Here is a 24,877-nt window from a genome sequence, read left to right as displayed (position 1 = left end):
CACGCATGAACTATTGGGGCATATTGGTCGGCGGCGTCTTCGTCGTGGGATTGGGGTTGATCGGCTGGCAGGCCCTACAGCCTTCAGTCGCCGTGCAGGGGCATTCGATGGTGCCGCCCGATACAAGCGAAATCGCGCAGGGTGCAGCGCTTGTCGATGTCATCCTTCCGGCAGAGCTGTCCGCGGATGCTCAGATCGGCAAACGCGGTTTCGAAGTCGCCTGCGCGGAATGCCACGGCCAGAACGCGGCGGGGCAAAACGGGATCGCGCCACCGCTCGTTCACATCACATATGAACCCAACCACCATGGGGACGCGGCCTTTATACTGGCAGCGCAAAACGGTGTTCGCGCCCACCACTGGAATTTCGGAAACATGCCGCCGGTTGATGGCGTGACGCAGGCAGATGTCAAATTCATCACGCAATACATCCGCGAACTTCAGCGTGCGAACGGGATTGAATGAGTATGCCTGCGGCGCGCGGAGTTCTGACCGATCTGCTGCGCACGATAGCTTTGTTTGCGCTAGTGCTTTTTGTCACCTTGCCCGAAACCGCAAGCGCGGCGGCAAGTGAAGTGTCTATCGCAACCGGGCTAGGCCATTCTGACCATGACGAAGGTTCCAATGCGGATACTCACGACCACGGGCGTTTGGAAACCATTCTGGGACACTGTGACGATGGATTGGATTGCTCGGTCACAATCGCTTTTTTGACGCAACCCGCCGATATCGTTGCGGTGATGAACGCTCGACGTTTGTCGCGGCACATTTCCAGCAATGTGGACAGTTTCCGTTGGTCTTTTGACGCCCCACCCCCGCGACATCGATCCTAAGCTGAACGTGGAGCAGACCGTCACTGACTGAGAAGTCGCATGAATGATTGGGATCAAAAAGATGAATAAAATTGGATATGTAACTGCCGCTCTCGCGATGACTTTGGCCGTCGCTGCTTACGCACACAATGGCGCGACGGGCATCGTAAAGGAACGCATGGACGCAATGATGGCGATGGGAAACGCGGTCAAGGCGCTTGCGCCGATGATGCGCGGCGAGACCGCTTATGACGCCGATGCGGTCCGCATCGCAGCGGCCACGTTCACCTCACATGCAGGCGAGTCGATGACCGCGCTTTTCCCCGAGGGCACTGGCGGCAGCCCGTCGGCTGCCAAAGACGCGGTTTGGGAAGACTGGGATGAATTCGTCTCCCTTGCAGAACAGCTTGCGACCTATAGCGCGGGGCTGGCCTTGGCCGCTGACAACCCGCCGATCATGGCAACCGGCGATATGTCAGCCACTATGATGGGCGGCGAAACCATGATGGGTGAGGAAAGCGCCGCCATGATGGGTGTGGCACCTACCTTGGACACGATCGAGTTTGCCGCGATGCCCGTAGATGGCGCCTTCGAGATGGTGTCGCAAAGCTGTTCGGCGTGTCATGCGAAGTTCCGAATTGAAGCGAACTAAGCGTGCGGCGGTTTGTTAAGATCATCCTTAGTGGAGGCGCGCTGGGCGCTGTCATCGTCGGGGCGTTGATGGCTTGGCCAATCGGGCGTGTTCCAGATCCGATCACATTGACCGGTGATGTTGGGCGTGGTGCATATCTCGCGCGGGTTTCGGGCTGCATCGCCTGCCATACGGACGTCGAGGCAGGCGGTGCGCCGCTTGCCGGTGGGGCCGGATTGGCGACGGATTTCGGCACGTTCTATCCGCCCAACCTGACGACGGACCCAGAACATGGTATAGGAAACTGGGTGGTCGAGGACTTTGCAGCGGCGATCCGCCAGGGCATCAGCCCCGAGGGCGCGCCATACTATCCGGCCTTTTCCTATCCATTCTACGGTGATTTTACTGACCAAGATATTGCCGACCTCTGGGCCGCGTTTCAAACCGTTGCGCCTGTCGCCGAGCCTGCACATGCGAACGAAGTTGCGTTTCCATTCGATCAGCGTTGGGGTTTGAAACTGTGGCGCGCGGCGTTCCTTTACGACCCGCCGACTGAACCAGTGACGGGAAAAAGTGACCAATGGAACCGCGGCCGCGAACTGGTGAATGGCGCGGGGCATTGCGCTGCGTGCCACACCCCACGCAATCTGGCTGGTGGGCGTGACCTTGCCAGTCGGTTTGCGGGCAACCTCGCGCTTCCGGGCGGGTCAAGCGCGCCGTCCATTCAGGCTGACGATCTGTTGGCGGATGACTGGACGGTAGCAAATCTTGCCTATGCGCTGCGCACGGGCATTACCCCTTCGGGCGATGCCTTTGGCGGGTCGATGGTCGAAGTCGTTCAGATGAATACGAAATTCCTGACGCCTCAGGACCTCGAGGCGATGGCAACTTACCTTCTTGAGGGCGATGCACTGATTGCGGCCCAGTAGTACGATGCGTCGGCCTTCGCGGCCACGCGCTCAAAGGATGAAACGAATGAAACAGACAAGACGGCAATTCCTGCGCGCTTCAGCCGCCTTCTCGGTAGCGGCAATCGCCCCGCACCGGCTTTTCGCACAAAATGTTGGCTTTGTGCCGCTGACCGCGCAAACCGCGTCGATGCAGCTTGCCCCCGAAGGCTATGCCAAGACAGATATCTGGGGCTATGATGGTGTGATGCCGGGGGCGACGATCCGCGTTCAGCAAGGCGCGCGTGTGCAGCGGCAGTTTATCAACGCATTGCCGCAAGCGAGTTCGGTGCATTGGCACGGAATACGGATCGCGAACGCGATGGATGGGGTCGCGGGGCTGACCCAAGCCGCCGTCGCCCCTGGCGAGACGTTCGATTATGATTTCGCCGTGCCGGATGCAGGCACCTATTGGTTTCACGCCCACAACAGATCAACCGAACAGGTCGCGCGCGGCCTTTATGGTGCGTTGATCGTCGAGGAGAACGCCGCACCGGACGTGGATCGCGACGAAGTTTTGATCGTCGATGATTGGCTGCTGAACCCCGAGACAGCCCAGCTGGACGCGGATTTTGAGGTAGCCCATGACCGAAGCCATGCGGGTCGCAACGGCAACTTTATCGCCACAAATGGCGATTTCGAATTTAGCACGGATGTCAAAAAAGGGGACCGCCTGCGCCTGCGCCTGATCAATGCGGCAAACGCGCGAATTTTCGTGCTGTCCCTTGTGGGGCTCGAGGGCTGGGCGATGGCCTATGACGGCATGCCGCTGGCGCAGCCTGTAAGGATCGACGGGCAATTTCCACTTGCCCCCGGTCAGCGTGTCGACCTGTTCGTCGATGTGACGGCGGACATCGGTGAAAGCGCCTATCTTGTGCGCACGTTGAACGGTGAAAACATGGCGCAGGCGACCTTTCCGGTGACAGCCGCTGGCACGCGCACCACGCGCGCTGTGCCGGAGGCATTGCCGCCCAACCCCAATATGGACATCGGCGATTTGACTAATGCGCGGATGTTGACGCTGAACATGGAAGGGGGCGCGATGGGCCGGTTAGATGCGGCCATTCTTGACGGCGAACGCCGGACATTTCGACAACTCGCCGATGCCAACCAGTTCTGGTCGTTCAACGGGGTCATCGGCATGACCGACACACCGCTTGCCAGCCTTGCGCGCGGCGAAACGGTGCGTCTCACAATCAAGAACGACACGTCATTTCCCCATGCGATGCACATGCACGGGATGCACTTCCGCGAGGTGTCGGAAGACGGCCAGCTTGGCCCGATGCGCGACACATTGCTGAGCTTTGCCGGCCAATCCAACGAGATCGCCTTTGTCGCCGACAATCCAGGCAAATGGCTATTGCACTGCCACATGCTGTCGCACGCCGCATCGGGCATGATGACATGGCTGGACGTGGCATGACGCACACACCGACTTCAGGTCGCCAAGACAGGCACCGAACAGTAACAAGGAACGAGATCATGAAGACTAGAAATACCATTCTCGCGGTGGTCCTGGCGGCCATGCCCTTTGGCGCGCTGGCTGACACGCTGGACGAGGATCGCGTCAAAGAGCTTGTCCTTGAAGCGATCCGCGAGAACCCGCAAATCGTCATGGAAGCGGTCGAAATCCTGCAAAGGCGCGACGCCGAGGCCCAAGCGGAACTGCAAGCCGAAACCCTTACAAACCAGCGTCTGCTGCTGGAACAAGACCCCAACGCGCCCGTCCTTGGAAACCCCGACGGCGATGTGACGGTGATCGAGTTTTTTGACTACAACTGCCCCTATTGCAGGCAGGCAATGTCCGAAGTTCAGGGGCTATTGGACGCAGATCCGAACGTGCGGTTGGTCTATCGGGAATGGCCCATTCTTGGCGATGGTTCGGTGTTTGCAGCAAGGGCGGCTCTAGCGTCGCGCAATCAGGGCAAATATGAAGAATTTCATTGGGCACTGATGGGTATGGACGGTCGTGCCGAAGAAGCGTCCGTTATGCGCATCGCCAATCAGGTTGGCCTCGATATCGATCGGCTATTGGCCGACATGCAAAGCGCCGAAATCGATGCACATTTGGCGGAATCTACGCGGTTGTCACAAGCGCTCGGGTTTAACGGAACGCCATCCTTTGTCATCGGCGACGAATTGCTGCCAGGCTTCGTAGAGGAAGCGTTGCTGCTGGAGGTCGTTCAACAGACCCGCGACGAAGGCCAGTAACGCCAGTTGCTAGCCGCCGTCGCCAATCGGTCGGTTGCGGCCAGCAGCCCGATCAGGCCGCAACTATCTCGTTGTTGTAGCCCGCGCCCTTGATCAGGCTGGCCACAGTTTCGACCGATAGTCTGCTTTGAACAGATACGCGTCGCGCCTCAAGGTCGCACGCCAGCGTCGCCGTTTCGTCCGATCCTTTGACCGCTTTTTCGATGGCGCTGGTGCAGTGACCGCAGCTCATTTCGGGGACTTTGAATTCCATGAATCGCACCTCTGGTTTGTGTCACCATAGACGTAGGGGTTCCGGCAGGTGGAAGGTCAAGTGAGTCTGCGCAGCCACGCGTCAGTAGCCGTTAGCTTGCGGGACTACTCCGTCATGCCACCGGTTTCGCTATCTCCGCATCGCAAACATTTCTCTCGAATCTGGACTCTGAGAACGTCCCCGATACCTCGAGTTTCGAGCGATAACAGAGGGAGCAGTGATACGCCGCGCTCTGATCAAGATCAAAGTTGGGTTCTAAGCAGACGTTCGCTGCATCGAGAGTAAATGTCCGCAATTACCCAATCGATCAGATACCCAATCGATAAGATCCGAGCCACCATTGACTGAATTGGCTTCGGCAGCCAGCCAAGGCGAATGAAGCTTCATCCATTGAGCAAAGTTGGTGTTAAAGAATTTGGTCAGGGTTGGTCTTGTACCACCAATTGAACTTGCCAAGCCGTAAGCGAATTCATTCTCTCTCAAGAGGCGGGAGTACTCGAAGACTGGATCGTCGTCAGCCATGACACGCAGTTTGATCATCGCGCCAGATATCGGGATGCACCACTCGATGTCATTGCCGATTTTACACCGTGTTGGAACTCGGCAGCGATATTAGCAAATCGATCCTGCCTCTCTTGGCCGTCTGGGCGGTTCAGAAGCTCCAACTGGCCATGCCGTTTCCCTCCCGTTTTCTACCTGATGCAATCTCCGTGACCTGATCCGTCTGCCGGTCGCGCGCGATGCTAGCTCCCTTCAAGCAGAACTTTCCCCTGTCCGCTCACGCGCCCATTCCGCGCGGGACAAAGTTCTGCCTGACAGCCGGTCCGGTCGGTCACGGGTCTTCGTTTGCATCGAAAACGAAAGGAACTCGACATGACCAAATATTACACAGTCACCACCCCGGACACCGGCAAAGACGGCAAGACGCGCTTTCACAAAGTTGGCGTCGCCTTCCCGCAAAACGAAGGTGCCAAATCCTTCATGACGATCCAGCTCTTCGCCAATCCGATCAACGGCGAGCTCGTCCTCTTCGAGCCCAAAGCTGAGACCGACGACGAACCGGTCACCGAGTGACCGTTCCCGTCAAGGGAGGGCGAACCGCCCTCCCAGTTCCAGCATCAATCTACACTCGAAAGGACGTTCTCATGGACATGCTACCCCAAACCATCCTCGACCAACTTGCCTCCAATGGACGCGCTAATCAGGCGCGCATGGAGGCCGGCGAAGACACGATCGATCATACACCAGTCGTCAAGCTGTTCACCCCTGACGGCGGAGCGACCTGGCTCTTATCCGAGATCGAACCTGATGACCCTGACATTGCATTCGGACTTCTGCGATCTCGGGCCGGATATCCCGAACTGGGCTCCGTCAGGCTTAGTGTTCTTGCAGCGCATCGTGGACGCCTCGGCTTGCCAATCGAGCGTGACCTTCACTTCAAAGCCAATGCGTCCCTTGGCACCTATGCTGAGCGCGCACGTCAAGCCGGAGGGATCATCGCATGAGCACCCATATTTGTCCCGAAGACATCAGCGCCTTTGAGGCGCTGACATCGGGAGAGCATGACAATTTCGCGCTCTTCTCTTGCTTTCTGAATGGTGAGCCTGCCGTTGCAATTGTCGCTGTGACCCCACCGCTCAAGAAGGGTGGTGAGTATCAAATCACGCCGCTGTTCGTTGGCGTGACTGGGGACATGGTTTTGACCGATCATGAAGGTCAAGCAGCCTGAACAACGGCCGTAGTATGGTACAATCGCCAGCGATGGCGGTTGTGCTTTCTTTCGTTTGGAACGCGCCGTTCTTTGCTCTCTGAGCCAACAGATTGCACAGTCAGACATACCTCCACTGGATCGCTTCACATCATTCAATTCGAGTGTTCACAGACCTTGGACCCGTCAACTGTCGCGACCGATCTCTTTTTTCCTTCGGAGTGAACCACGTCTGGCGCGAAGGGTGATCAATTCAGCCCTTTAGGCTGCGGCCTCGCACCCACGGTGCTCGGCGTGAAACGGAATACAAGGCTGCCTGAGCTCCAATTCACCGTAAGTATACTATTGACAGATATGTATAGTTTCGTATGGTGAGTGCAACCTTGTATGAAGGTGGCAGGAAATAGGGGGTCTTTCTTCGCATGTCTGGTGCCAAACGACTGACTGATCTGGCGCGTCTGGAGATCGTTCGCGAAGCTGCGGAAGGTGTGTCAACGTCCGAGCTTGCGAAGCGGTTCGGGGTAACACCGCGGGCGGTGCAATACACGTTGAAGTGTGACGCTGAGCGCAAGGCTGATGCCCATGTGCCGACGGCCGCAGTCAGCCTCAAAGTCACCCCAGAAGAACTTGCAGCCCTGGACGCTGTCTTGGGTGCCGCTGGCATTGAGACACGCGCTGAGGGGCTACGGCGGCTCATACAGGTCGCTGGCGGGGTGTTCGTGCCGGACGCGCAACTTGCTGCTGCGATGGCGCGGTACAGGGCGTCTCTCAACGAGGTGGGCAACGGGGTCGCTCAGATCGCCAAGCAGATGCAGAAAGCCAATCGAGGCGGGCAGGGGGCTGGTCCCGAGTTCTCCGAACTGCGCCTCGCGCAGATGCGCGGTCTGGCGCGGTTCATTCTGGATAGCGCCGATGAGATCGACCTGCTTGTGCGTTGCCGCCGAGACGCGATGCAACTGACCGCGACAGCCGCGCTGAGGGAGTTTGCCCATGCGGCTGAATGATGCGACACGGGCCGCCGTTGCGGTTGATGCTGTCACAGGCGAGGTGTTTCGGGATGGCTGGAGCCGCATCCGAGGCTCGATGCAGGGCCTGCATGCCTCCAGGCAGAAGCAGCTTGTGCGGGCCGCGGCGGGTCACCGGGCGGCGGTGTTCAAGGCGATCCGGAGTGGGGGCACTCATACGAAAGGACAGCTTTCCAATCAGCTGGATTACCTCACCACCAAGTCCACGCATATCGTCGATAGCAGTGGGTTTCTGGATGGGAAATCCAAGCTTGAGAGCGGCGAGATCAAGGACCTTACCGAGCGGTTCTCAAAACGGTGGAGTGCGGGCTTCAAACCCAAGCTTGGCCAGACCACGCATCTGCTGATGTCTTTCCCGATTGGCACGCGCGGCGAGGATGTGCGCGATATCGCCTCGGACGTGGCAGAGCGGTTTTTCCAGAATGACGAGGGTCACTTCGACTACATCATCGCGGTGCACGAAGACCGCGATCATCCGCACGCCCATATCGTCTTGAACCGCCGCTCGCAGGAGGGTGAGTTCTTCTATTTGGCGCGAGATCACCGGTTCAACTACGATGACTTCCGCTTGGCGATGGTTGAGGAAGCCGAGAAATACGGCGTCCGATTGGAAGCAACGCGTCGGATAGACCGCGGCGTTGTGCACTACCCGCCTAGGACTCGCGAGGTCTATGCAGCGAAAGCTGAGGGACGCACAGCAGAGCCGCGCCCGCGCGTCGGGGCGGACCTGGAGCGTGCCATTGAGGAGATCGCGAACACCCGCATCATTTATCATTCCCTCGCGGCTGAGGTCTCCAAAGACAACCACGAAGACATTGCGGAGGCTTTGCTGCGGGCCGGAAAGTTGCTGGCGAAAGGCGGGCGGCTGAATTTGGAAGGAGACGTCTACATGGCCGAGGAGCACTCATTTGACGATCTGAAGGTACGCTACGCCGAACAGGTGGAACGGGTTCAGGGCATGATCGCCGAGAAACCAGAGACCGAGCGACCGCGCCTGGAGAAGAGCCTGAACGAGATCCAGGCACGGCTCGCGCATATGCAGCCTCTTGGCTTGCGGTCTCACACGCTCTCGGAGGCCCCTTCCGACGGCGGGGTCTACTCCGAGGCCAACATCGATCGCGAACAACTGGATCGGCTGCAGGAGCCAGAGGTGCGCGCCCAGATAGACACGGCCCTGCGCGGGACTGGTATTCGAACAGGCGTGGTTATTGCGCGGATGGAAACTGGGGCGCAGAACGCAGCGCTGGAACGCCAATGGATCGCAGATGACCTGCAGCGCGTGGCTGAAACCGAAGACCTCAATCTTGAGCGACGCGACGACCTGGAAACCGCGCGTGAAACACTGAACCGGACCCATGTTCAGCTCGGGATCGCGTTGGAGCGCAGCCAGGTTCTGCGCGATGACGGAGTGATTGAAGAGACTGTGGACGACCGCGCCGATCTTCGTGAGGATCTGGGCGCAGAGGTCACAGTACAAGCGCCGGTCGAGCGACAGGCGACGGTGGATGAAGAGCTGCAGCGCGTCATCGAACACGAGCGCGAGGGCAATCTGTCGTCGCCGTTTGCTGACGCAGAGGACCGTCAAAGCTATCGCGATGCGGTCGAACGCGACTTGGATGACGTGCAGCTTGATCGCTTGCGGGCAGGGGATGCAGATGTTCTGAAAAACCAGATCGAAGACCGGTTGGATCGCCTCTATGTCGCCAAGTCCTATCTGCAGTCCGACGCAGCGACGGCCAATTCTGAGGCCACACGCGCCGTCGTCGAAGAAATCGCAGATCGGGAATACGAGTTGCATCGCGCCGACACCATCGATTCCGAGACAGAGCGGGGTCCAACCCATGGGTAAGGCGCGTCTGGCGATCGGCGTCATCCTGGTCACGCTCGTGGCCATGGCAATGGGGTATGCTCTGGCCTCCGCAGTTCTGACTTTCAAAGATCTGGGGTTCCAGTCGGAGATTGATTTCTTCTACATCGCGGAGAATTACCGCGCGATCCGTGCCGCTCGGCCAGACGATTTTCGCCTGATCAACTTCATCGTGGGCGGGGCAGGGGTGGCAGGTCTGATGATGAGCCTTGCGATGTCTGGCTCAGCCCTTACACGCTTTGGCTACACCCATTGGCAGACACGCCGGGAGATGAAGCGAAACGGGTTCTTTGGCAAGCCGGGCGCCGGCTTCATTATCGGCAAGCTCGGTAAACCAAGCAGCCGTGCGCCCTTTATCTGTTCACAGACCTTCCCCCACGCTCTGATTGTCGCCCCAACGGGGCGGGGTAAGACGACAGGGTTTGTCATTCCGAACCTGCTGACCTGGCAGGGGTCCGCTGTTGTGCTGGACGTAAAGGGCGAGTGCTATGAGGCCACAGCACGGCACCGGGCCGCGCAGGGCGACGAAGTCTTCCGCTTCGCACCGACGGACTGGGAGACCAAACGAACACACCGCTACAATCCACTTCTGCGCATCTATGAGCTTGAAGACCCCGCGCGCCAGCAAATGGAGCTGCAACTCCTCGCGACCCTCTTCCTGCAGAACGACAACGATCGGGCGCAAGGCCTTCTCAAAGGCGGGATCGATCTCTTCGTGGCGGCGGGAATGCTGGCGTTTCAGCGCAAGAAGCCAACTTTGGGAGAAGTCTACCGCATCTCCGCATCGGGCGGGAACAAGCAGAAGGAATACTTGGCGCGCTCGCACGAGATCGAGAACGCTGCCGCCAAGCTGATCTTCACGCGGCTTGCTTCGACCAACAATGATACGCTCACCTCATATATCTCACTCCTGATGACCTCGGGCCTTGATCAATGGCAGAACCCGGCCATCGATGCGGCCACCGCCGTGTCAGATTTCGACTTCCGGACAATCCGCAAGAAGCCCTTCAGCGTCTATCTCGTCGTGCAACCTCTTATGGTGAAGCCTCTGGCACCGCTGATCCGGCTGTTCTTCTCCGATTTGCTTTCGGCGCTGCAGGACAAGGATCCGGGTCCGGACGAGCCCTGGCCGGTGATGATCATGCTGGATGAGTTCAACCGGCTTGGCAAAATGCCGATCGTGGCCGAAAGCATCGAGGTGCTGCGCCACTATCGCGGCCATCTGGCAATCGTCACACAGACCATTCCTGCCATCGATGAACTTTACGGTGAGAACACGCGGCGCGCGTTACAGGGCAATGCTGGCATAAAGCTCTATCTGACGCCGTCTGACGAAAAGACGGTTGAAGAACTCAGCAAAGCGGTTGGCAAGACAACGAAAACAGTGGTCACGCGATCTCGCGCGGTTGGAAAAAACCCCTTTGAGGGGCGTAGCCAATCTGAGCGGACGGAAGAGACCTCGCTCTTGCCAGAGGACGAGGCGCGGCGGCTGCCGCTTGACGAAATTGTGGTGGTGGTTGATGCGCGAATGCCAGTTCGCGCGAAGCGCGTGGTGTATTTTGAGGATCCGTTCTTCAAGGGGATTCACGCCGCGCAGGAGGGGGAGATGCCGTTTCCGCCAGTTTCGAAAGAACCGGCTCGCGAAGACGCCGGAGCGCTCAGCCGAGCGGCGACCCCAACAAAACCAACGAGTAATGGTCAAGGTGCGCGCGCATCTGCCCTTGCTGAGGTTCAGCGGCAGTTTGAGATGGATTTTACCGAACAGGGTAAGCTTTCCATTGGTGAGCTTAACGCAAAAGAGGCTTCGCAAGTGGAAGGTGCCCTCAGTGAGCTGGAAGAATTAGAAAAGGAAATGGCTGGTTCGTCATCATCCGAAAGAGCCGTGTCAGTCTAAGCAACCATTTGTGCAAGTCGCAGCGAACGGCGGCTAGGAGCCCAGAGTGACCGTTGCTGCGCGTTGCATGAATGGCGGCTTCCGGAATGGCACATTGAGTCATTTGCTTGGAAGACCGGGTGCGGTGGCTTGGAGGCTTTCTCGCTGGGACACGGTTGCCCACCAGTCAGCGAGTTTTTTGTGAGCCTTCAATGCACCAGCACCCTCCCGTGATTGCACAAAGTAGGCGATCATCGGCGCTAGGTGGCAGTCTGCGACGGTGATACTTTGGCCATCCAAGACGCGGCCCTCTTTCGCGATGTTGTTCAGTGCACCTAGTACAGTGTGAGACGCATCGATGCCTGCTGTGACTTCAGCTTCATCTGCGACTTCACCGAAAGCGGGCCGAAAAACTCGATGGGCAAAAACCTGTCGGACCATGGGTCGATAACCGTAACTATCGACAATCGAGATCACCTGCGTGACACGTGCCAGTGTCTCAGCTTCGGTTGGCATCAATTCCGGCCCCTCAAAAGCCGCATTGACATACTGAGCGATTGCGGAAGTTTCGAATACATCAAACTTGCCGTGGCTTAGGACAGGCACCCGTCCAAATGGATGCAGCTTGAGATAGTCCTCCGAGACATTGGTTGCGAAGGGATCAATTTCTTCAGTGCTGTACGCGACACCCTTCTCGTGCAGCACTACTCGCGCAATACGATTGTAAACACTGTAGCGATAGCCGCGAAGAATGACTGAATATTCCATCCATGCCTCCTACCATAAGAATGGCCTGTGCAAAAAGCGGCCATCGAAAACAGAAGGTCCAACGGCAGCAAAGTCCGCAACTTACCAATTCGCACACTGCGCAGCGAACGACGGCTTAACCAATCACTGCTGATCAGTTGCCCAATGACATTTCCGTTCGCACGGCAAATATAGACCCATCAGCTTAATAAAGCTCAACCTCTCGCAGGCCGCAAAACGCATTCTCGTGAAACTCTCCAACCTTGAGCAATCGCGGGAACTCTGGAAGCTTTTCAACTTCGACTAATGGAAGCAAAATCTCGGCGCTGAACCAAGGCATTTTCGCGCACCGACCTTCATCATACATCTTGGAGAGCGCCTTTCCGACCGCATAGGCGCCGGCTAAGTCTATTTTGGAAACGCGTGTTCGATTTCTAGGCAGCAGGCTCCCAGTTGTCGATTTACCACCGATATTGAAATAGATCAGATCATCGCCCAACCCGAGGCGTATGACGTGCATTCGGTCGGATCGTTGGATTGAAACTCTCGGAAATAGATCCCTGACCCAAACCTTATGTTCATCGCACCAGTCGAGGGCTTCCTTCAACATCGCTACGCCGCCTAACTCCTGCTTCCAGATGGGACATAAGTGCTGAAACCCGGCGAATTTGACCCGTTTCTCACTTCTGATGTCGTTGGCAACGAATGCGCCTTTGCGGGTCACCTTTGGAGACCACATTTTTTCGTCGAGCGTGGCTGCATCTTCTAGACCTATGTGCATGTCATCAATCGCAACTTTGGTTGTAGCAGAAATGGCTCTGTGTCGTGCTTCAATCAACGTAATGGGCGGTAGCGGCCTTCTGGAGCGTTGGTCGAGAGTTGAGGGCGCATTGGGTCGAACGATATCGTCGGGAACATCAACTGGTCTGTCCGGTTTCACTTCGTGGTTGACCAGCCAGCGGTAGGGTGTCCCGAGGTCCATAGGATCATCGTTCATGAGCGAAAGATGAGGTAGGCCCTTTTTCAAGAACGCCATGATCTCGCGCGTATCCTGACGTTCCGCTCCCATGAGCCGCCCGTGAAAGGTTTGGCGATCTGACTTGCTTTGGCGGGCTTTCAGTGCATTTTCGACGCGCTCACGTTCGATATCGCTCAGCTGGCGCCGCATATACGCAATGGAGACATCAACGTCACCGTAGTCGTCTCGCTTCTCAAGCGCGCTGCCGAACAGCCTTAAGGTGATACGTTGCAGGCGATCAGGATCGGTGTTGATAACTTGGGCACGGGCGAGAAGTTCAGAAACGATGGCCTGAACTTTATCGCGCCCGATACGCTTTCGCTTGGGCTCCATTGCCAGGCGAGTCCCGTTCGGCGTTAGCTGCCAATAGAACAAACCATCAAGAATGTCGGCGGGCTCCAAATACCCAGCCTCGGCCATCTGGCGCAAAACGCGGTCGGCATGATGGGCATCGCAATCCAGAGTCCGTATTGCCTCTTCAAGCCCGACAGATCTTCCATTGACTGCTGAACGCAGGATTGCTTGGACCAGCTCTAGTGGCAAATCTTTCATTGATGCGTGTTTGAGCGACGTTGTCTCATCCATTCTTCTATCCTTGTGCAAGACTTGTTTCCATCGACGCCGGTCGGAACACAGCGAAATTGACGTCCGGCTGAGAAAAAGACCAAAGCCGCTGTTCGCACTTGACCATCAACGTCTCCCCAACCTTCCCAAACGTGCCAGTTGCGCCAACATCTGCGACCCGGTTCCTGTAGACGGCTTGCCCGACGCAGGTGCGACCTGTGACATCCCCGGCCTTTGCGGCATTTGCTGCGCACCAAAGAACTGACGGGCTCTTAGAGCCGCATATTCAGCCCCACTTGCACCACCAACCAGATAGCGATTGTAAGCCTGTTGATTGCCCATGGCCGCCCGCATGAATCCGTAGCTTCCACTCAGGCCACCCGACAGCGCGGGCATCATGATATTCCCAGAGACCGCCCGCACAATAAACGGCGTCGCGATGATAAAACCTTTGGCCATCAGCACCATCATGAAGAAGGGGATAAGAGCTCCAATATTGGTTGCTCCCTCAGGATCGCCAAGCTCGCCGATCAACGCGGAAGACACCCCAGTGATTGTCGCGAACACGCCGGCCACCACAATCGGATAGATGGCGAAGGACACCAAGGCTGACAGCCAGCGTGCAAAGTAGTCCTTGGTGACGTCAAAGAGCGTCAGGAAGATCATCACAGGTGCAATGCCGATGAGGAGTGCGATCATCAGGCGCGACGCCACCAGAATAAACGCAGCCAATCCGCCCAAGATCGACAGCATGAGGACGCCAACGATGTCCAGCATGGCCCCCGCCATCCAGTTCAGCTCTGATCCAGCCGCATTGAGGTACTCCCCAAGCTCCGCAATCAGGCGGTCAAATTCTTCCGCGAAGGTGCCAGAAGGACCGGGGACGCCGCCACCGACAGAAGCGACGAGCGCGCCTGCAATGCTGTCGATCCCGTTGAGGATCGCAGAGGACAGCGCGTTGAACTGCACCCAGTTCGTCGCAAATATCCCAATGAGTCCAATCTTGACCGCCAGCCAGAAGGCCGTTCGCCCGTCCATGGCTTTGTATTGATAGATCATGTTGAGGAAGACGAGGATCACCACAAGTGTTGTCCCGAGGATCAAGAGTGTACCGACCGTCGCCGCGACCGAGCCGAACTGGGTTTCGGCGGCGGTATCAAGATAGCCTTGGGAGGTTTCAACGAAGTAGGTGACAACGCTCATTACTGATCAACCTCACCAATTGCCTGCAGCGTCGCAGATCGCTTTGGCCTCGAGACGCAGCTCATTGGCGCGGCGATTGTAGCCATCAGAAGCTTCCAGCATTTCCCAGCGGTCGGTGTTGGTGTGGTTGTTTCGGAAGGTGGCTTCTGCCGCCTCCCAGGATGGGAAACGGACCTCGCAGGTGCAGCTTTCGGCCCCGACGATGCGTTCTATGTTCTGCGCACGGTAGATATCTTGGACCAAAACCCGTTGGTAGGCGTCGCGCAGCGGAATGTTCTTCATCCAATCGGGCTCGGCCGGTCGGTCTGGGCAGACATCGAAGCTTCGCTCGAGGCTCGGAACCAGGTTGCACTCCGCTGTTGAAGGCGGCGCAGCTGAGCCCAAAGCCAGAGAGATCAGCACAACATGATGAGTGCGCGCCATCACGAGGCTGCCCCAACACCTGTTTTGCTCGCCGTCTCTCGCTTCAAGAAGACTGTGTGACCGATATTGGCAAACTCGGACGTGCTGATCGACACAACCTCCCAGCCTTCTGCGCCCTTTGCGTTCAGATCGGCCTGCATATCAATAAGGCTGGTTTTACGGGTCATCGGGAAGGAGAGGATTTCATATTCAAAGGTCTTCATGGGGATGCTCCTATCTGCTCGGATGCGGGGAGGTAGAACTCTGTGATGCCGCGTTTTCCGTCATGACGGCCGGCCTGGATGATCACGTCGATGGAGTTTTCGATGTAGCGAACCATGTCCGCATAGGTCATCGGGATCTCGGTCTTCAGCGCCGCAATCGCCAAACGCTGCACCGCCAGTTGCGGGGTTTCGGCGTGAAGCGTGGTCATTGATCCGCCGTGACCGGTGTTGATGGCTTCCAAGAAGGTCATGGCCTCTTTACCGCGCACCTCGCCAAGGATGATCCGATCTGGCCGCATGCGCAGCGTCGCGGTCAGAAGCACATCTGCGGTTTGGAACGCTGCATCGCGGTTGGCGATAAGCGTCACCACGTTTGGTTGTGCGGGCAGAAGCTCGGCAGCCTCCTCAATCGTGATAATCCGCTCCTCAGTGCCGACATGGGAAAGAATTTTGCGGGCTGCCACGGTTTTGCCGGTCGAGGTACCACCCGAGACGATCATGTTGAGCCTATTCTCAACGCAAAAGGCCAGCGCATCGTCGATCACGCCGGATGCCACGACTGCGCGCAGTTGTTGGGTTTTCTCAAGACGCAGTTCTTCGAGCTTGCGTTCCTTTCCAAACAAGAATCTCAGTTCGATCCCGTCGAGTGGCAGGCTGGAGAAGAAGCGCAGACTGATTGACATGGCGGACAGGACTGCGGGCGGGGTAATCACTTGTGCCCGGATTGGACGATCCCGATAGGCGATTGAGACCGAGACGATGGGCCTGTCCTTGCTCATGGTGGTATTGGCGCTGGAGGCGATCTGGTTGCCGAGGTCTCTGACGTCCGTCTCTGACAACCGTTGATCGAGCAGCCGCATGAAATGATCGCCCTGGAACTCACCCCAACAGGCGCCGTCCGGATTGATGCAAATCTCGATGACATCATCGCGGGCTGCGGCGTCGAGCTTATCAAGCGAGGTTTGGAGATAGCTCAGTGACATCGGTCAAAAAATCTCCAGATCACGGTCTACCATCACGGTGACACGTGCGCCTTGATCGACATAGATGACAGGGCCGATGGAGAGGTAGTCGCCAATGACGCTGTCGGTAGCATCGGCCAGATCATCGCCCACGTCGCTCATTACATCTGCGGCGGCCTCATCGTCTACGGAGGCGGCGGCAGCACTTGGGGCCGCCGAGATGAGAGAAATCAGCGCCGCGGACCCGAAACGTTCATCAAAGCGCGTGTCGACAAACCCTGTCACGCCGGAGCGCCCCAATTCATCCCCACCAAAAGAGCTGATCCGGATGGTTTGATTGTCTGGCAGGATGATCCGATCCCATGCGATGGTGACGCGCCGCTGCGCGATATCGATGCCGGAGCGATACCGCCCGATCAGCCGGGAGCCGCGCGGGATCAGAAGCTGCGTCCCATCGAAGCTGAAGACATCTTCTGACACCACCGCACGGGTCTGGCCGGGCAGCGAGCTATCGAGCGCGGTTTCCATCACGGCCTGGATCATCGTGCCTTGGATGATGGTGTTTGAAGGATTGGCGATCACTTCGGATTGCGTAACGGATGTTGGCAGCGCGCCATTCAGGACAAAGTCGGTGACGTCGCCGAAAGTGCGCTCGGACAGGGCAGTTTCAGCCGCACCGGATGTGCCGCCAAAGGCGATTGTGGGCGACGCAATTCGTCGAGCTTGAAACGCGCGCTCTTCAGCGGCGCGATGCTCAAGCTCTGCGAGACGCCTTGCCTCTTCCTCGCGGCGCAGGCGCTCTTCTTCTCTCGCGCGCAACTCATCATCGGTAGGACCAAGCGGGGCAGGGGCAGGCCGGTTGGCTTCCAGCTGCGCCAGTTCAAGATCCATACGGATTTGTTCCAGCGCGCGATCACGTGCGGCCAACTCGTCTTGAAACTGCTTTTGCGCGGCCTCAGAGGCGGCTTGTAGGGCAGCGATCTGCGCGGTCAGGCCATCGATGGCCTCTGCTGCGGCGGTGTCTTCCTCCACAACGGGCTCGGGCGCATTGCGCAATTCTTCGATCTGCGCCTGAAGGGCCGCCAATTGCGCGAGGAGTTCTGCGTTTGGCTCCGCAGGCTCAGCGGGTACGACAACGATTTCAGTTTCGGGGGCAGGGGGCGGAGGAAGCGCTTCGATTGCGCCAAACCCGTCGCCTTCGTTTTGAAATACGTCTGGAGTGGCCGTGGGCAAGGCCTCCTCGTCGTTGGACTGGGAGAGTAGGTATAAAACTGAGCCGCCTGCGCCAATCAGCACAGCCACCACCAATGCCAAGAGCGGCGAGCGCCGACGTACGGTTGCGGTTCGGCGCGTGCCGCCTTGCTCCAAAGCTGCGAGACGCTTCTCTAGTTCGGTGTTACCCGTTTCGCTCATGACTCTGCCCCCACCGATGGGGTTGCCTGAATGCAAACAAGCTCTTCTCCGAGCCGTAGAACCCACTGATTATTGACGCCAGAGACGCGAATGACGCCATCGTCCTGAGCTTGGGAGTTCACAGTCCGCTCGCGACCGTTTGTGTGGCGGAAAATCGCGGGCACTGGCGCGTTTCGCGGAAACTCGAAATAGGTGAATGTCCCATCATCCCAGACACGGGCTGGCGTGAACACTGTCTGTGCACTGGCCCCATAATTATAGTTCGGCGCTTGTTGCGCGATGGCGCGGGTCGGGCGGGTGTTGTCATCCGGATAGCGGAACTGCACCACGTAGAAAGTGGGGCTTTGGGTTTCCTGAACGTTGAAATAATAGCTGCGCCGATTGGTATAGACTGTCACATTTGTATGGACCCCACGTGCAACGGGTTTGATCGCGAAGGCCTGACCGCCCGGCACACCGTCAATCTCAAAGCCCTCGGTATCGCCTGCGATGATCGAACGAATGCTCTCGCCCTCGCCGAATTCGATTGTGGTCACGTGGGTGAGGGATACGCTCAGGCGATAGACTTGAGCCTCCTGATAGGTGGCAAGACGCACGCGGCTGTCGTTGGGTCCGCCACGCGGAATGGCCTCGGCCAAGGCAAGGCCGGGAAGCAGGGCAGCTAGGAACACGACGAGAAACTTATGCAAACTAATTCTCCAATCTGTCGGAGCGGATGGAATACTCCAGCACCGTGAAGCCAAAGGGGTTGGTCCAAACCTGATCGATGGATCGGCTGGCCTCGGGTCGGAACTCAAAAAGCAGGGTCGCGGTGAAGAGGCCGGTCTGAACGCCATTGATGGAATTCAGGCGCTTGCGCAGGCGGACCGTGGCGCGATTGACGCCGATCCGATTGATACTCAGGACTTCAACATCGAGACGACCGCTCGTGCCGTAAAGCGTGGGCGGATAATCCGCATTCGCGCTGTTCCAGATCTGGCGCAGGGAGGCTTCGGCGGCCCGATCGGAACGACGCAGCACGCTGCGAACCCGCACATCATTGTCGAGCTGGTTGTAAACCTCGCGGTCGCTAACATAGCGGAAGACTTCCGCCTCGATGATGGCCTGATTTTCTGTGACGGTGGTGGCCCCGACCGAAGCTTCGGGTAGAGCAAACCCAGTTGCGGGATCGTAGGGCACCACCACGGGCGGGGGATCGACGTCCAAGATAGCGACTGCGGCAGCACTCAGACACCCAAGGATGCCAAAGATGAGACCAATCAGGCCAAGGCGCTGCCAGAGCCGCTCTCGACGGAGTGCGCCGTAAACTAGTTCTTCTTCGATGATGTCTTGCTCACTCGCCACGCATCACACCTCGGGTCAATCCGCACGCAATTCGGGCAGGGTGAAATCCATGAAGCGTTGCTCTTCGGCGATGGTCGCAGCATCGATCACGCCGCCCGTGCCGTCACCGACGGTTTGAATGGCTTCAAGCTGCCACATGGCGACAAGGGCAATGGCAAGCTCTGCAGTGACCCGCGTGTTGAGATCAATGCTTTCCTTCAACTCATCCATGTCATCGATAAGACCAACGAGCCGGTCTACGCGTTCGAGAGATTGTCCCGCATCCTCATAGCTGTTTTGTGCGGCTGCCGAGACCAGAGCGCCGGTCGTGGCTTGGGTCGCGATGCGATTGGCGCCGGGGTTCCCGCTCGTAGCCATGTCCGACAGCGTGTCGTCATCAAAACCGAGATCAGCCAACACGCGATCCATCTGGGTTTCGATTTCGCCCGCGCCGGAGCCAGTCAAACCAGAGAAGTCCCCCGTCTTGACTGCCTCGATGGTCGCGAGGATGTCCCCGAACTCTTGGTCGAGCAGGCCGTTCAGCTCGTCTTCCATCTCGGTTCGGATGATCTCAGGGAGTTCAGCAAGGCGGGTCAGGGCTTCATATGTTCGTTGCAGCTCCGCGAGTTGATCCGTGAGTGTGACAAGCTGTTCGCGAAGCTGCGTCAGCTGCTCGTTTTGCAGGATTTCGTCTTCGATCATCTGCCGCAGTTGCTGGATGTTTTGTGCGATGTTCTGGGTGTCGACCACCGGTACACCTTGGGCGAGGGCTGGAGAGATGGCCGCTACTTGAAGACCCGCAGCCAGCGCGCCGGCCAATGTGGTTCTCAATAGCCAATTTGATCTTAGCATCAGTCTATCTCCTCGATTGTGAAGTTCATGAAGTCGCCTTCCGCCATGCGGGCAGCGGCCTGAGCCAGCTCTTCAGCACTTAAGACGCGCGTTCTCGCCGCCTGCAGTCGGATGCGGGCTGCGACGAGGCGCACGAGTTCGGCGCGCGCATAGGTGTTGAGCGCGACGCTTTCCTGAACGTCTTCCGTCTCAGAAATCCGCTCGACGATGTCGCGAATGCGCAGCGCAGCTTGGCGGATCGCAGCGGAGGAGTTGTTGCCATAAAACGCCGCACCATGCCCCGTGAGGGAGAGATTGGCATTGGCGAGAAGCGCGGGATCAATCGTACCCAAGGCCTCAATGCCACCGATGCGGCTCAGATAGAGATTGTAGCGTTCGGGGATGACAGTGACGTAGTGCTGGGTTTCTCGGAATGGCGGGACACCGCTGTATTCGAACACGCGGCCCGGTCCTGCGTTATAGGCGGCAAGTGCGTTGATGACATTGCCGTCAAAGGTGTTGAGTTGCGTGGCAAGGTAGCGCGCGCCACCATGCACCTGCAGATAGGGGCTATCGTAGTATTCCGGATTGATACCGAGATCGCTGGCGGTGCCGGGCATGATCTGGGTGAGGCCAAAAGCGCCGACCGGCGAACGTGCGCCAATGGTGAAGCGGCTTTCCTGCCAGATCAGGGCTTGCAGGAGCGCACGCCATTGAACGGCAGAGAGCCCCGCACGGCCCACACCTGCAAAGCTGCTGGTCTCTTGGGCGACGCGGATAATGAGTTGTTCGATATTCTGGGCCGCATCGCCAAACATCTGCGTCCCCGCGGGATTGGGATCAGTCTCGCCTGAGCCATAGACGGCTTCCACCGCCCGGTTGGGATCGCCATTGCCATCTTCAAGGCTTGAAACCATCGCAGGAAGGCCCTGACCGCCAAAGCTTGTCTGGGCGTCAAGGATGCGCTCTAGCGTGGCCAGTTGTTCGCGCTCAATCTCGGCAATGAGTTCCTGGACGGACAGTTTTTCGGCCTGAGTTGCAAGATCGACCTCACGGTCGCCGGTCTCAACGATGTCGCGCGCGGTCAGGCCGCTATCAACCACCGGTACGCCTTGTGCGACCGCGAGACTGGGTAGCATTAAAGCCAACAGGATATGAGCGAGCCTAGACTTCAATGTCGCCCTCCAAAGTGCCAAGAGGCGTAAAGGTGCAATCGGGATCAACTGGTGCCACAGCCGCGAGGAAGGTGAAGCAATTCGCCTGCGGTTCCTGATACTGGGCGCAAGACGCCAGAACGCCTGTCGCAGCCAGGAGAAGAAAAATACGTTTCATAGCAGTCTCCAGAAATCACAACGGTCGCGGTAGTCAGCACCGACAAGCGCCTCGCCTTTTTCCATGCCGCCAAGGATAGTGAGATTGGAACCCAACGCGCTGAGATCGGCGTCAACGACGATGGAACCCTGGTCATCGCGAATAAGCGCCAGCCGGGAGTTGCTACCCGTGTTCAAGAGAATGTCGAGTTCTTTCTCAAACAGGTTCAGCATCGCGTAGTCGGATGCATGAGCGCGGATGTTCGGCAAAAGGATTTGCGTTGGCACTGCCTCAACAATGGTCTTGCCGGTGCGTGTGCGTTCCAGCTGGCTGGCATATTGCGTCATCATCACGGCAACGGTGTTCTGTTTGCGCGCTGTCACCAGCCAGTTCGAAAGCCGTTCTGCAAAATACGCGTTATCGAGCGCTTTCCAGGCCTCATCGATGATTATGATTGTGGGGCGGCGATCTTCGATCTCGCGCTCCACGCGGCGGAACAGATAGCTCAGAACGGCCATGCGTTCTTTCTCGGACTCGGAGTCGAGAATACCTGTGAGATCGAAGCCAACCACGTCGCCTTGAAGAGAAAACGTGTCTTCCAAAGTCTGCCCGAATATCCAGCCGTAGCGCCCATCTGCGGTCCATTCGAGCAAGCGCTGGTGCAAATCGCCGCCATCATCGGTAGAGACGAAGAGCGAGGCGAAGTCCTTCCAATTACGCAACGCTGGATCCGTGGCGTTCGCGTTTTGACGCACGACCTCTTGGATGCGGTTCGTTTGGACAGGCGTCAGCGGCTTGTCCGCGCGGTAGAGCAGGGTGGCCAGCCAATCCGAGAGCCAAGCCGTGCCGCGATCGTCCACCTCGGTCCAAAGCGGATTGAGACCTGTGGCCTGTCCAGCCTTGAGCGATGCATAGCTTCCGCCATTGGCGCGGACCGCCATCTCCATACCAAGACGATAATCGAAGACGAAGATCCGCGCCCCTGCTCGACGGGCTTGGGTCATAAGGAAGGCTGAAAGAACGGATTTACCCGATCCTGGACGTCCCATGATCAATGTGTGACCGCCAGTGGGTTCTTTCTCCGGGCTGCCTTGCTCGTGATAGGAAAACCGATAGGCGCTTTGCTCAGGTGTGGGCAGCATGGTGATGACCTTGCCCCAGGGCGTGTCGTTTGCTGCTTTGCCCAGTTGCGTTCGGTGGAAGGCTGCAAAATCCGCAAAGTTGCGATTGGTGATGTCGCTGGCGCGCACGCGCTTGGGTTGGTTGCCGGGATGCTGGCTGAGGTAATGTGCTTTTGCCGCGACCCGCTCGCCGATCATCTTCACGCCTTCTGCAGCGGCGGCATTGACGATTTCGGCACTCAACGTCTGCAGCTCATCAAGCGTGTCGCAGAAGATGGTAACGACCATGTGGTGTTCGCCAAAGCTCTGGCGTTTGGCTTCAAGATCATCGGCGGCGATGTCCAGCGCTTCCATCAGTGACAATGCAGCGTCCTGTGACGCCTGCATCTGTCGTTTCTGTCGCTTGATCCGCCCGGCCATGAGGTTGGAATTGATTGGCGTAAACGAATGGGTGACGATCATGTCGACTGGCAGATTGAGCATGTCGAACATCGTGCAAGACGTGGCTTCGGAGTATTCGCCGATGGTGAAGCTCTTGCCATAGCGGTGGCCTACGACGCCTTCTGACAGCTCGAAGTTGTCCTCAAGGAAGGTCACGCGGGTGTTGGCGACGTTAAACGATAGGAAACCGTAAGTGCTCGCTGGATAGAGTGGCAGTTCCTGACCGGTATTGAGCGCCCCGAGGAACCCAACCAGTTCACCAGACTTCGCCGACAGCACGCGCGGTTTAAGATCTGCCAGCCCCGAGGCAAAGACATTCACGGCCTCATTCAGCCGTCGAAGGCGTTTTTGCGTTTCTTCTTTGAAGCGCTCAGGTGCGCTGCGATTGAGAAACGGAAGAAAGCTCTTGGACGGCGGACGGTGCATGACTGTGAGCGTCAGTGTTTTGTCGCGCAGCCCGCTGGTGGCAAGCTTCTCGCGCCACAACCGATCCACTTCGCCCGCGAAACTGTCTCCCTCGACAGGCTCCAGTTCCGGCGCAATCGCCTTGGACACCTTGTGAACATAATAGCTGAATTCTGGACCTAGTTGGGCGACGATACGGGCAAAGAGGGACGTGACCTTGTCGAGGTAGGCATCGTCCGTCGTATAGCTGTTGACGCCGTCGAGGCGGATACATTGAAAAAGCTCGTTCACCCGCGTGCGTACTGTCTTGTCATCGACCAGACTGACGTAGGGCAGCATATGCGCAAGACGGGTTTCGCGCGCATACCAGTCCGGTGTTAGGGTCCGGGGGTCGAGCGCTTCATCACGGGGCATAACTGTCCCCGCCATGTACCTGCCGGTTTCGTGTCGGCGGGGTTTCTTGCAGCGCCGTCATCATCACATCGATGAAGCGCGGGTCCCAATCGGCGGCCTTCCACAGCACGGGGTAGAGCACGATCGCAACCCCAAGGATTACGATGTGCTGGACCCAGACAAAGAGCAGCACCGAGCCAAAGAGCCAGACCATCGCATATATGATGGGCAGGCCCAAAAGCTTGGGCGGGCGCACGAGCCCGAGGAAGAGGGGCGAACGCTCAGCCACCTGCAAAGACCGCGGCAACGATGGTGGGAGCCGCGGCGACACCGGCGATACCGACCAGCACCCAGAGCGCCTGGCGCAGATCGATGATGTTAAAGAACCAACTGAGGAAGACGCCCAAGACAGCCAGCGTGGCAATGACGACGCCAAGCGGGCCGGTCAGGGCATCGACGATGCCCTGCAGCAGGCTTTGGATCGGCGAAAGGTCGATGCTTTGTGCTAAAGCAGGATCAGCCATGAGCACGAAAAGGGCCAGTGCGGCTATGAAGAATGACGGGTTAAATCTCATGGGTTTGTTCCTTCCAGTCGAGCGACCACCGCCATGACGCGGGCCACATGGTTTTGGGTTTCTCGGTAAGGGGGGATGCCGTTGTACTGCCGCACGGCGTCGGGGCCAGCGTTGTAGGCTGCCAATGCAAGACGCGGATCGCCAAACTCTTGGAGCATCATGGCAAGATAGCGGGCCGAACCGTCGAGGTTCTGAATGGGGTCGCGTGGATCAACATCGAGGCCGCGCGCAGTAGCGGGCATCAACTGACCTAAGCCAATGGCTCCAACGCTGGAAACGGCGCTCTGCCGATACGCGCTTTCAATCTCAATGTTGGCGCGGAAGAGGGTGAGCCAGTTTGAGACGGAAATCTCCGCGCGGCGCAGACCGGGATGGCCGCCATAGCGCAGAGCCGTGGCCTCGATCGCAGACAGAACATCAGCGCGGGGCAGGGGAGCGGGACGGACAGCAGCGGAATTCGGAACTTCTTCGACTGCCGGCGCATTCTCAGCGCGCCCAAGGACTGTCAGACCATCCAAGGAAGAACCTTGGCCAACCCCATCATCATAGTTCCGCGCGAATTGATCCTGAGACTGCGACGCGGTCAGAGAGCCGTCGCTCTCCATGACCAGAACCATC

At 58.1% G+C, this 24,877-nt stretch carries 29 protein-coding genes; 11 read left to right on the top strand and 18 right to left on the bottom strand.

Annotation, left to right across the window (positions count from 1 at the left end; genetic code table 11):
- Window positions 1-5 precede the first annotated feature (5 nt).
- From SJY21_RS16585 to SJY21_RS16565, 5 genes are all read left to right on the top strand, one after another.
- On the top strand, window positions 6-464 hold the full coding sequence (locus SJY21_RS16585; protein WP_377513408.1) for a c-type cytochrome: 459 nt from the start codon (window positions 6-8) through the stop codon (window positions 462-464).
- A gap of 429 nt (window positions 465-893) precedes the next feature.
- Window positions 894-1,463: a c-type cytochrome gene (locus tag SJY21_RS16580; protein WP_377513406.1), complete on the top strand. Its 570-nt coding sequence runs from the start codon at window positions 894-896 to the stop codon at window positions 1,461-1,463.
- Window positions 1,464-1,465: 2 nt separating this feature from the next.
- The gene (locus tag SJY21_RS16575) at window positions 1,466-2,371 is read left to right on the top strand and encodes a c-type cytochrome (RefSeq protein WP_377513404.1); all 906 of its coding nucleotides are present in this window, start codon (window positions 1,466-1,468) and stop codon (window positions 2,369-2,371) included.
- Window positions 2,372-2,417: 46 nt separating this feature from the next.
- Window positions 2,418-3,812, top strand: coding sequence for a multicopper oxidase family protein (locus tag SJY21_RS16570; protein ID WP_377513402.1), 1,395 nt, complete (start codon window positions 2,418-2,420; stop codon window positions 3,810-3,812).
- 59 nt (window positions 3,813-3,871) lie between these two features.
- Window positions 3,872-4,600, top strand: coding sequence for a DsbA family protein (locus SJY21_RS16565; RefSeq protein WP_377513452.1), 729 nt, complete (start codon window positions 3,872-3,874; stop codon window positions 4,598-4,600).
- A 52-nt stretch (window positions 4,601-4,652) separates the two neighbouring features.
- Here SJY21_RS16565 and SJY21_RS16560 read toward each other — a convergent pair whose 3' ends face one another.
- Together SJY21_RS16560 and SJY21_RS16555 are read right to left on the bottom strand one after the other, a co-directional pair.
- Window positions 4,653-4,853, bottom strand: coding sequence for a heavy-metal-associated domain-containing protein (locus tag SJY21_RS16560; RefSeq protein ID WP_377513400.1), 201 nt, complete (start codon window positions 4,851-4,853; stop codon window positions 4,653-4,655).
- 255 nt (window positions 4,854-5,108) lie between these two features.
- Window positions 5,109-5,393 carry a hypothetical protein gene (locus SJY21_RS16555; RefSeq protein ID WP_377513398.1) on the bottom strand — a complete coding sequence of 95 codons (285 nt, stop codon included), beginning with the start codon at window positions 5,391-5,393 and terminating at the stop codon, window positions 5,109-5,111.
- A gap of 333 nt (window positions 5,394-5,726) precedes the next feature.
- Between SJY21_RS16555 and SJY21_RS16550 the strand changes: the two genes are divergently transcribed.
- From SJY21_RS16550 to SJY21_RS16525, 6 genes are all read left to right on the top strand, one after another.
- Window positions 5,727-5,927, top strand: coding sequence for a hypothetical protein (locus SJY21_RS16550; protein ID WP_377513396.1), 201 nt, complete (start codon window positions 5,727-5,729; stop codon window positions 5,925-5,927).
- Between the two features lie 71 nt (window positions 5,928-5,998).
- Window positions 5,999-6,358 (top strand): DUF2958 domain-containing protein, encoded by a 360-nt coding sequence (locus tag SJY21_RS16545; RefSeq protein WP_377513394.1) that lies wholly within the window; start codon window positions 5,999-6,001, stop codon window positions 6,356-6,358.
- Complete coding sequence (locus tag SJY21_RS16540; protein ID WP_377513392.1) at window positions 6,355-6,582, top strand: hypothetical protein; 228 nt, start codon at window positions 6,355-6,357, stop codon at window positions 6,580-6,582. The genes SJY21_RS16545 and SJY21_RS16540 overlap by 4 nt, the downstream gene beginning before the upstream one ends.
- Before the next feature lie 401 nt (window positions 6,583-6,983).
- A complete protein-coding gene (locus SJY21_RS16535; protein WP_377513390.1) occupies window positions 6,984-7,565 on the top strand; it encodes a helix-turn-helix domain-containing protein in 582 nt (193 codons plus the stop codon).
- On the top strand, window positions 7,552-9,435 hold the full coding sequence (locus tag SJY21_RS16530) for a relaxase/mobilization nuclease domain-containing protein (protein WP_377513388.1): 1,884 nt from the start codon (window positions 7,552-7,554) through the stop codon (window positions 9,433-9,435). Before SJY21_RS16535 ends, SJY21_RS16530 begins: the two co-directional genes overlap by 14 nt.
- Entirely contained in the window at window positions 9,428-11,347 is a 1,920-nt protein-coding gene (locus SJY21_RS16525) for a type IV secretory system conjugative DNA transfer family protein (RefSeq protein WP_377513386.1), read from the top strand. The genes SJY21_RS16530 and SJY21_RS16525 overlap by 8 nt, the downstream gene beginning before the upstream one ends.
- A 99-nt stretch (window positions 11,348-11,446) precedes the next feature.
- Here SJY21_RS16525 and SJY21_RS16520 read toward each other — a convergent pair whose 3' ends face one another.
- From SJY21_RS16520 to SJY21_RS16445, 16 genes are all read right to left on the bottom strand, one after another.
- Window positions 11,447-12,094 carry a glutathione S-transferase family protein gene (locus SJY21_RS16520; RefSeq protein WP_377513384.1) on the bottom strand — a complete coding sequence of 216 codons (648 nt, stop codon included), beginning with the start codon at window positions 12,092-12,094 and terminating at the stop codon, window positions 11,447-11,449.
- A gap of 184 nt (window positions 12,095-12,278) precedes the next feature.
- Window positions 12,279-13,676, bottom strand: a complete 1,398-nt coding sequence (locus SJY21_RS16515; protein ID WP_377513382.1) for a hypothetical protein — start codon at window positions 13,674-13,676, stop codon at window positions 12,279-12,281.
- A gap of 105 nt (window positions 13,677-13,781) precedes the next feature.
- Window positions 13,782-14,858 carry a type IV secretion system protein gene (locus tag SJY21_RS16510; RefSeq protein ID WP_377513380.1) on the bottom strand — a complete coding sequence of 359 codons (1,077 nt, stop codon included), beginning with the start codon at window positions 14,856-14,858 and terminating at the stop codon, window positions 13,782-13,784.
- A 12-nt stretch (window positions 14,859-14,870) separates the two neighbouring features.
- Window positions 14,871-15,140 (bottom strand): hypothetical protein, encoded by a 270-nt coding sequence (locus SJY21_RS16505; protein ID WP_377513378.1) that lies wholly within the window; start codon window positions 15,138-15,140, stop codon window positions 14,871-14,873.
- A 140-nt stretch (window positions 15,141-15,280) separates the two neighbouring features.
- Complete coding sequence (locus SJY21_RS16500; protein WP_377513376.1) at window positions 15,281-15,484, bottom strand: hypothetical protein; 204 nt, start codon at window positions 15,482-15,484, stop codon at window positions 15,281-15,283.
- Window positions 15,481-16,467: an ATPase, T2SS/T4P/T4SS family gene (locus tag SJY21_RS16495; RefSeq protein ID WP_377513374.1), complete on the bottom strand. Its 987-nt coding sequence runs from the start codon at window positions 16,465-16,467 to the stop codon at window positions 15,481-15,483. The genes SJY21_RS16500 and SJY21_RS16495 overlap by 4 nt, the downstream gene beginning before the upstream one ends.
- 3 nt (window positions 16,468-16,470) lie before the next feature.
- A complete protein-coding gene (locus tag SJY21_RS16490) occupies window positions 16,471-17,859 on the bottom strand; it encodes a TrbI/VirB10 family protein (protein WP_377513372.1) in 1,389 nt (462 codons plus the stop codon).
- On the bottom strand, window positions 17,856-18,548 hold the full coding sequence (locus SJY21_RS16485) for a TrbG/VirB9 family P-type conjugative transfer protein (RefSeq protein WP_377513370.1): 693 nt from the start codon (window positions 18,546-18,548) through the stop codon (window positions 17,856-17,858). The genes SJY21_RS16490 and SJY21_RS16485 overlap by 4 nt, the downstream gene beginning before the upstream one ends.
- Before the next feature lies 1 nt (window position 18,549).
- On the bottom strand, window positions 18,550-19,203 hold the full coding sequence (locus SJY21_RS16480) for a virB8 family protein (RefSeq protein ID WP_377513368.1): 654 nt from the start codon (window positions 19,201-19,203) through the stop codon (window positions 18,550-18,552).
- 15 nt (window positions 19,204-19,218) lie between these two features.
- On the bottom strand, window positions 19,219-20,034 hold the full coding sequence (locus SJY21_RS16475; RefSeq protein ID WP_377513366.1) for a type IV secretion system protein: 816 nt from the start codon (window positions 20,032-20,034) through the stop codon (window positions 19,219-19,221).
- Window positions 20,034-21,152, bottom strand: a complete 1,119-nt coding sequence (locus SJY21_RS16470) for a lytic transglycosylase domain-containing protein (RefSeq protein WP_377513365.1) — start codon at window positions 21,150-21,152, stop codon at window positions 20,034-20,036. Before SJY21_RS16470 ends, SJY21_RS16475 begins: the two co-directional genes overlap by 1 nt.
- A gap of 25 nt (window positions 21,153-21,177) precedes the next feature.
- Window positions 21,178-21,345, bottom strand: coding sequence for a hypothetical protein (locus SJY21_RS16465; protein ID WP_377513363.1), 168 nt, complete (start codon window positions 21,343-21,345; stop codon window positions 21,178-21,180).
- Window positions 21,342-23,705, bottom strand: a complete 2,364-nt coding sequence (locus SJY21_RS16460; RefSeq protein ID WP_377513361.1) for a type IV secretion system protein B4 — start codon at window positions 23,703-23,705, stop codon at window positions 21,342-21,344. The genes SJY21_RS16465 and SJY21_RS16460 overlap by 4 nt, the downstream gene beginning before the upstream one ends.
- The gene (locus tag SJY21_RS16455) at window positions 23,695-23,973 is read right to left on the bottom strand and encodes a type IV secretion system protein VirB3 (RefSeq protein WP_377513359.1); all 279 of its coding nucleotides are present in this window, start codon (window positions 23,971-23,973) and stop codon (window positions 23,695-23,697) included. Before SJY21_RS16455 ends, SJY21_RS16460 begins: the two co-directional genes overlap by 11 nt.
- Entirely contained in the window at window positions 23,966-24,259 is a 294-nt protein-coding gene (locus tag SJY21_RS16450) for a TrbC/VirB2 family protein (protein WP_377513357.1), read from the bottom strand. Before SJY21_RS16450 ends, SJY21_RS16455 begins: the two co-directional genes overlap by 8 nt.
- On the bottom strand, window positions 24,256-24,876 hold the full coding sequence (locus SJY21_RS16445; protein WP_377513355.1) for a lytic transglycosylase domain-containing protein: 621 nt from the start codon (window positions 24,874-24,876) through the stop codon (window positions 24,256-24,258). The genes SJY21_RS16450 and SJY21_RS16445 overlap by 4 nt, the downstream gene beginning before the upstream one ends.
- Between the last annotated feature and the right edge of the window lies 1 nt (window position 24,877).

The sequence above is a fragment of the Octadecabacter sp. R77987 genome (assembly GCF_042466115.1).
Lineage (GTDB): Bacteria > Pseudomonadota > Alphaproteobacteria > Rhodobacterales > Rhodobacteraceae > SW4.
This window is presented reverse-complemented; position numbering and strand designations above follow the sequence as displayed.

What these genes read in the sequence shown, in the direction of transcription:
- SJY21_RS16580 (WP_377513406.1), top strand. Translation starts at nt 894, where the DNA reads ATGAATAAAATTGGATATGTAACTGCCGCTCTCGCGATGACTTTGGCC.
- SJY21_RS16540 (WP_377513392.1), top strand. Translation starts at nt 6,355, where the DNA reads ATGAGCACCCATATTTGTCCCGAAGACATCAGCGCCTTTGAGGCGCTG.
- SJY21_RS16515 (WP_377513382.1), bottom strand. Translation starts at nt 13,676, where the DNA reads ATGGATGAGACAACGTCGCTCAAACACGCATCAATGAAAGATTTGCCA.
- SJY21_RS16565 (WP_377513452.1), top strand. Translation starts at nt 3,872, where the DNA reads ATGAAGACTAGAAATACCATTCTCGCGGTGGTCCTGGCGGCCATGCCC.
- SJY21_RS16545 (WP_377513394.1), top strand. Translation starts at nt 5,999, where the DNA reads ATGGACATGCTACCCCAAACCATCCTCGACCAACTTGCCTCCAATGGA.
- SJY21_RS16585 (WP_377513408.1), top strand. Translation starts at nt 6, where the DNA reads ATGAACTATTGGGGCATATTGGTCGGCGGCGTCTTCGTCGTGGGATTG.
- SJY21_RS16460 (WP_377513361.1), bottom strand. Translation starts at nt 23,705, where the DNA reads ATGCCCCGTGATGAAGCGCTCGACCCCCGGACCCTAACACCGGACTGG.
- SJY21_RS16550 (WP_377513396.1), top strand. Translation starts at nt 5,727, where the DNA reads ATGACCAAATATTACACAGTCACCACCCCGGACACCGGCAAAGACGGC.
- SJY21_RS16530 (WP_377513388.1), top strand. Translation starts at nt 7,552, where the DNA reads ATGCGGCTGAATGATGCGACACGGGCCGCCGTTGCGGTTGATGCTGTC.
- SJY21_RS16555 (WP_377513398.1), bottom strand. Translation starts at nt 5,393, where the DNA reads ATGATCAAACTGCGTGTCATGGCTGACGACGATCCAGTCTTCGAGTAC.
- SJY21_RS16490 (WP_377513372.1), bottom strand. Translation starts at nt 17,859, where the DNA reads ATGAGCGAAACGGGTAACACCGAACTAGAGAAGCGTCTCGCAGCTTTG.
- SJY21_RS16505 (WP_377513378.1), bottom strand. Translation starts at nt 15,140, where the DNA reads ATGAAGAACATTCCGCTGCGCGACGCCTACCAACGGGTTTTGGTCCAA.
- SJY21_RS16450 (WP_377513357.1), bottom strand. Translation starts at nt 24,259, where the DNA reads ATGAGATTTAACCCGTCATTCTTCATAGCCGCACTGGCCCTTTTCGTG.
- SJY21_RS16510 (WP_377513380.1), bottom strand. Translation starts at nt 14,858, where the DNA reads ATGAGCGTTGTCACCTACTTCGTTGAAACCTCCCAAGGCTATCTTGAT.
- SJY21_RS16560 (WP_377513400.1), bottom strand. Translation starts at nt 4,853, where the DNA reads ATGGAATTCAAAGTCCCCGAAATGAGCTGCGGTCACTGCACCAGCGCC.
- SJY21_RS16465 (WP_377513363.1), bottom strand. Translation starts at nt 21,345, where the DNA reads ATGAAACGTATTTTTCTTCTCCTGGCTGCGACAGGCGTTCTGGCGTCT.
- SJY21_RS16520 (WP_377513384.1), bottom strand. Translation starts at nt 12,094, where the DNA reads ATGGAATATTCAGTCATTCTTCGCGGCTATCGCTACAGTGTTTACAAT.
- SJY21_RS16470 (WP_377513365.1), bottom strand. Translation starts at nt 21,152, where the DNA reads ATGCTACCCAGTCTCGCGGTCGCACAAGGCGTACCGGTGGTTGATAGC.
- SJY21_RS16500 (WP_377513376.1), bottom strand. Translation starts at nt 15,484, where the DNA reads ATGAAGACCTTTGAATATGAAATCCTCTCCTTCCCGATGACCCGTAAA.
- SJY21_RS16570 (WP_377513402.1), top strand. Translation starts at nt 2,418, where the DNA reads ATGAAACAGACAAGACGGCAATTCCTGCGCGCTTCAGCCGCCTTCTCG.
- SJY21_RS16445 (WP_377513355.1), bottom strand. Translation starts at nt 24,876, where the DNA reads ATGGTTCTGGTCATGGAGAGCGACGGCTCTCTGACCGCGTCGCAGTCT.
- SJY21_RS16475 (WP_377513366.1), bottom strand. Translation starts at nt 20,034, where the DNA reads ATGCTAAGATCAAATTGGCTATTGAGAACCACATTGGCCGGCGCGCTG.
- SJY21_RS16535 (WP_377513390.1), top strand. Translation starts at nt 6,984, where the DNA reads ATGTCTGGTGCCAAACGACTGACTGATCTGGCGCGTCTGGAGATCGTT.
- SJY21_RS16525 (WP_377513386.1), top strand. Translation starts at nt 9,428, where the DNA reads ATGGGTAAGGCGCGTCTGGCGATCGGCGTCATCCTGGTCACGCTCGTG.
- SJY21_RS16495 (WP_377513374.1), bottom strand. Translation starts at nt 16,467, where the DNA reads ATGTCACTGAGCTATCTCCAAACCTCGCTTGATAAGCTCGACGCCGCA.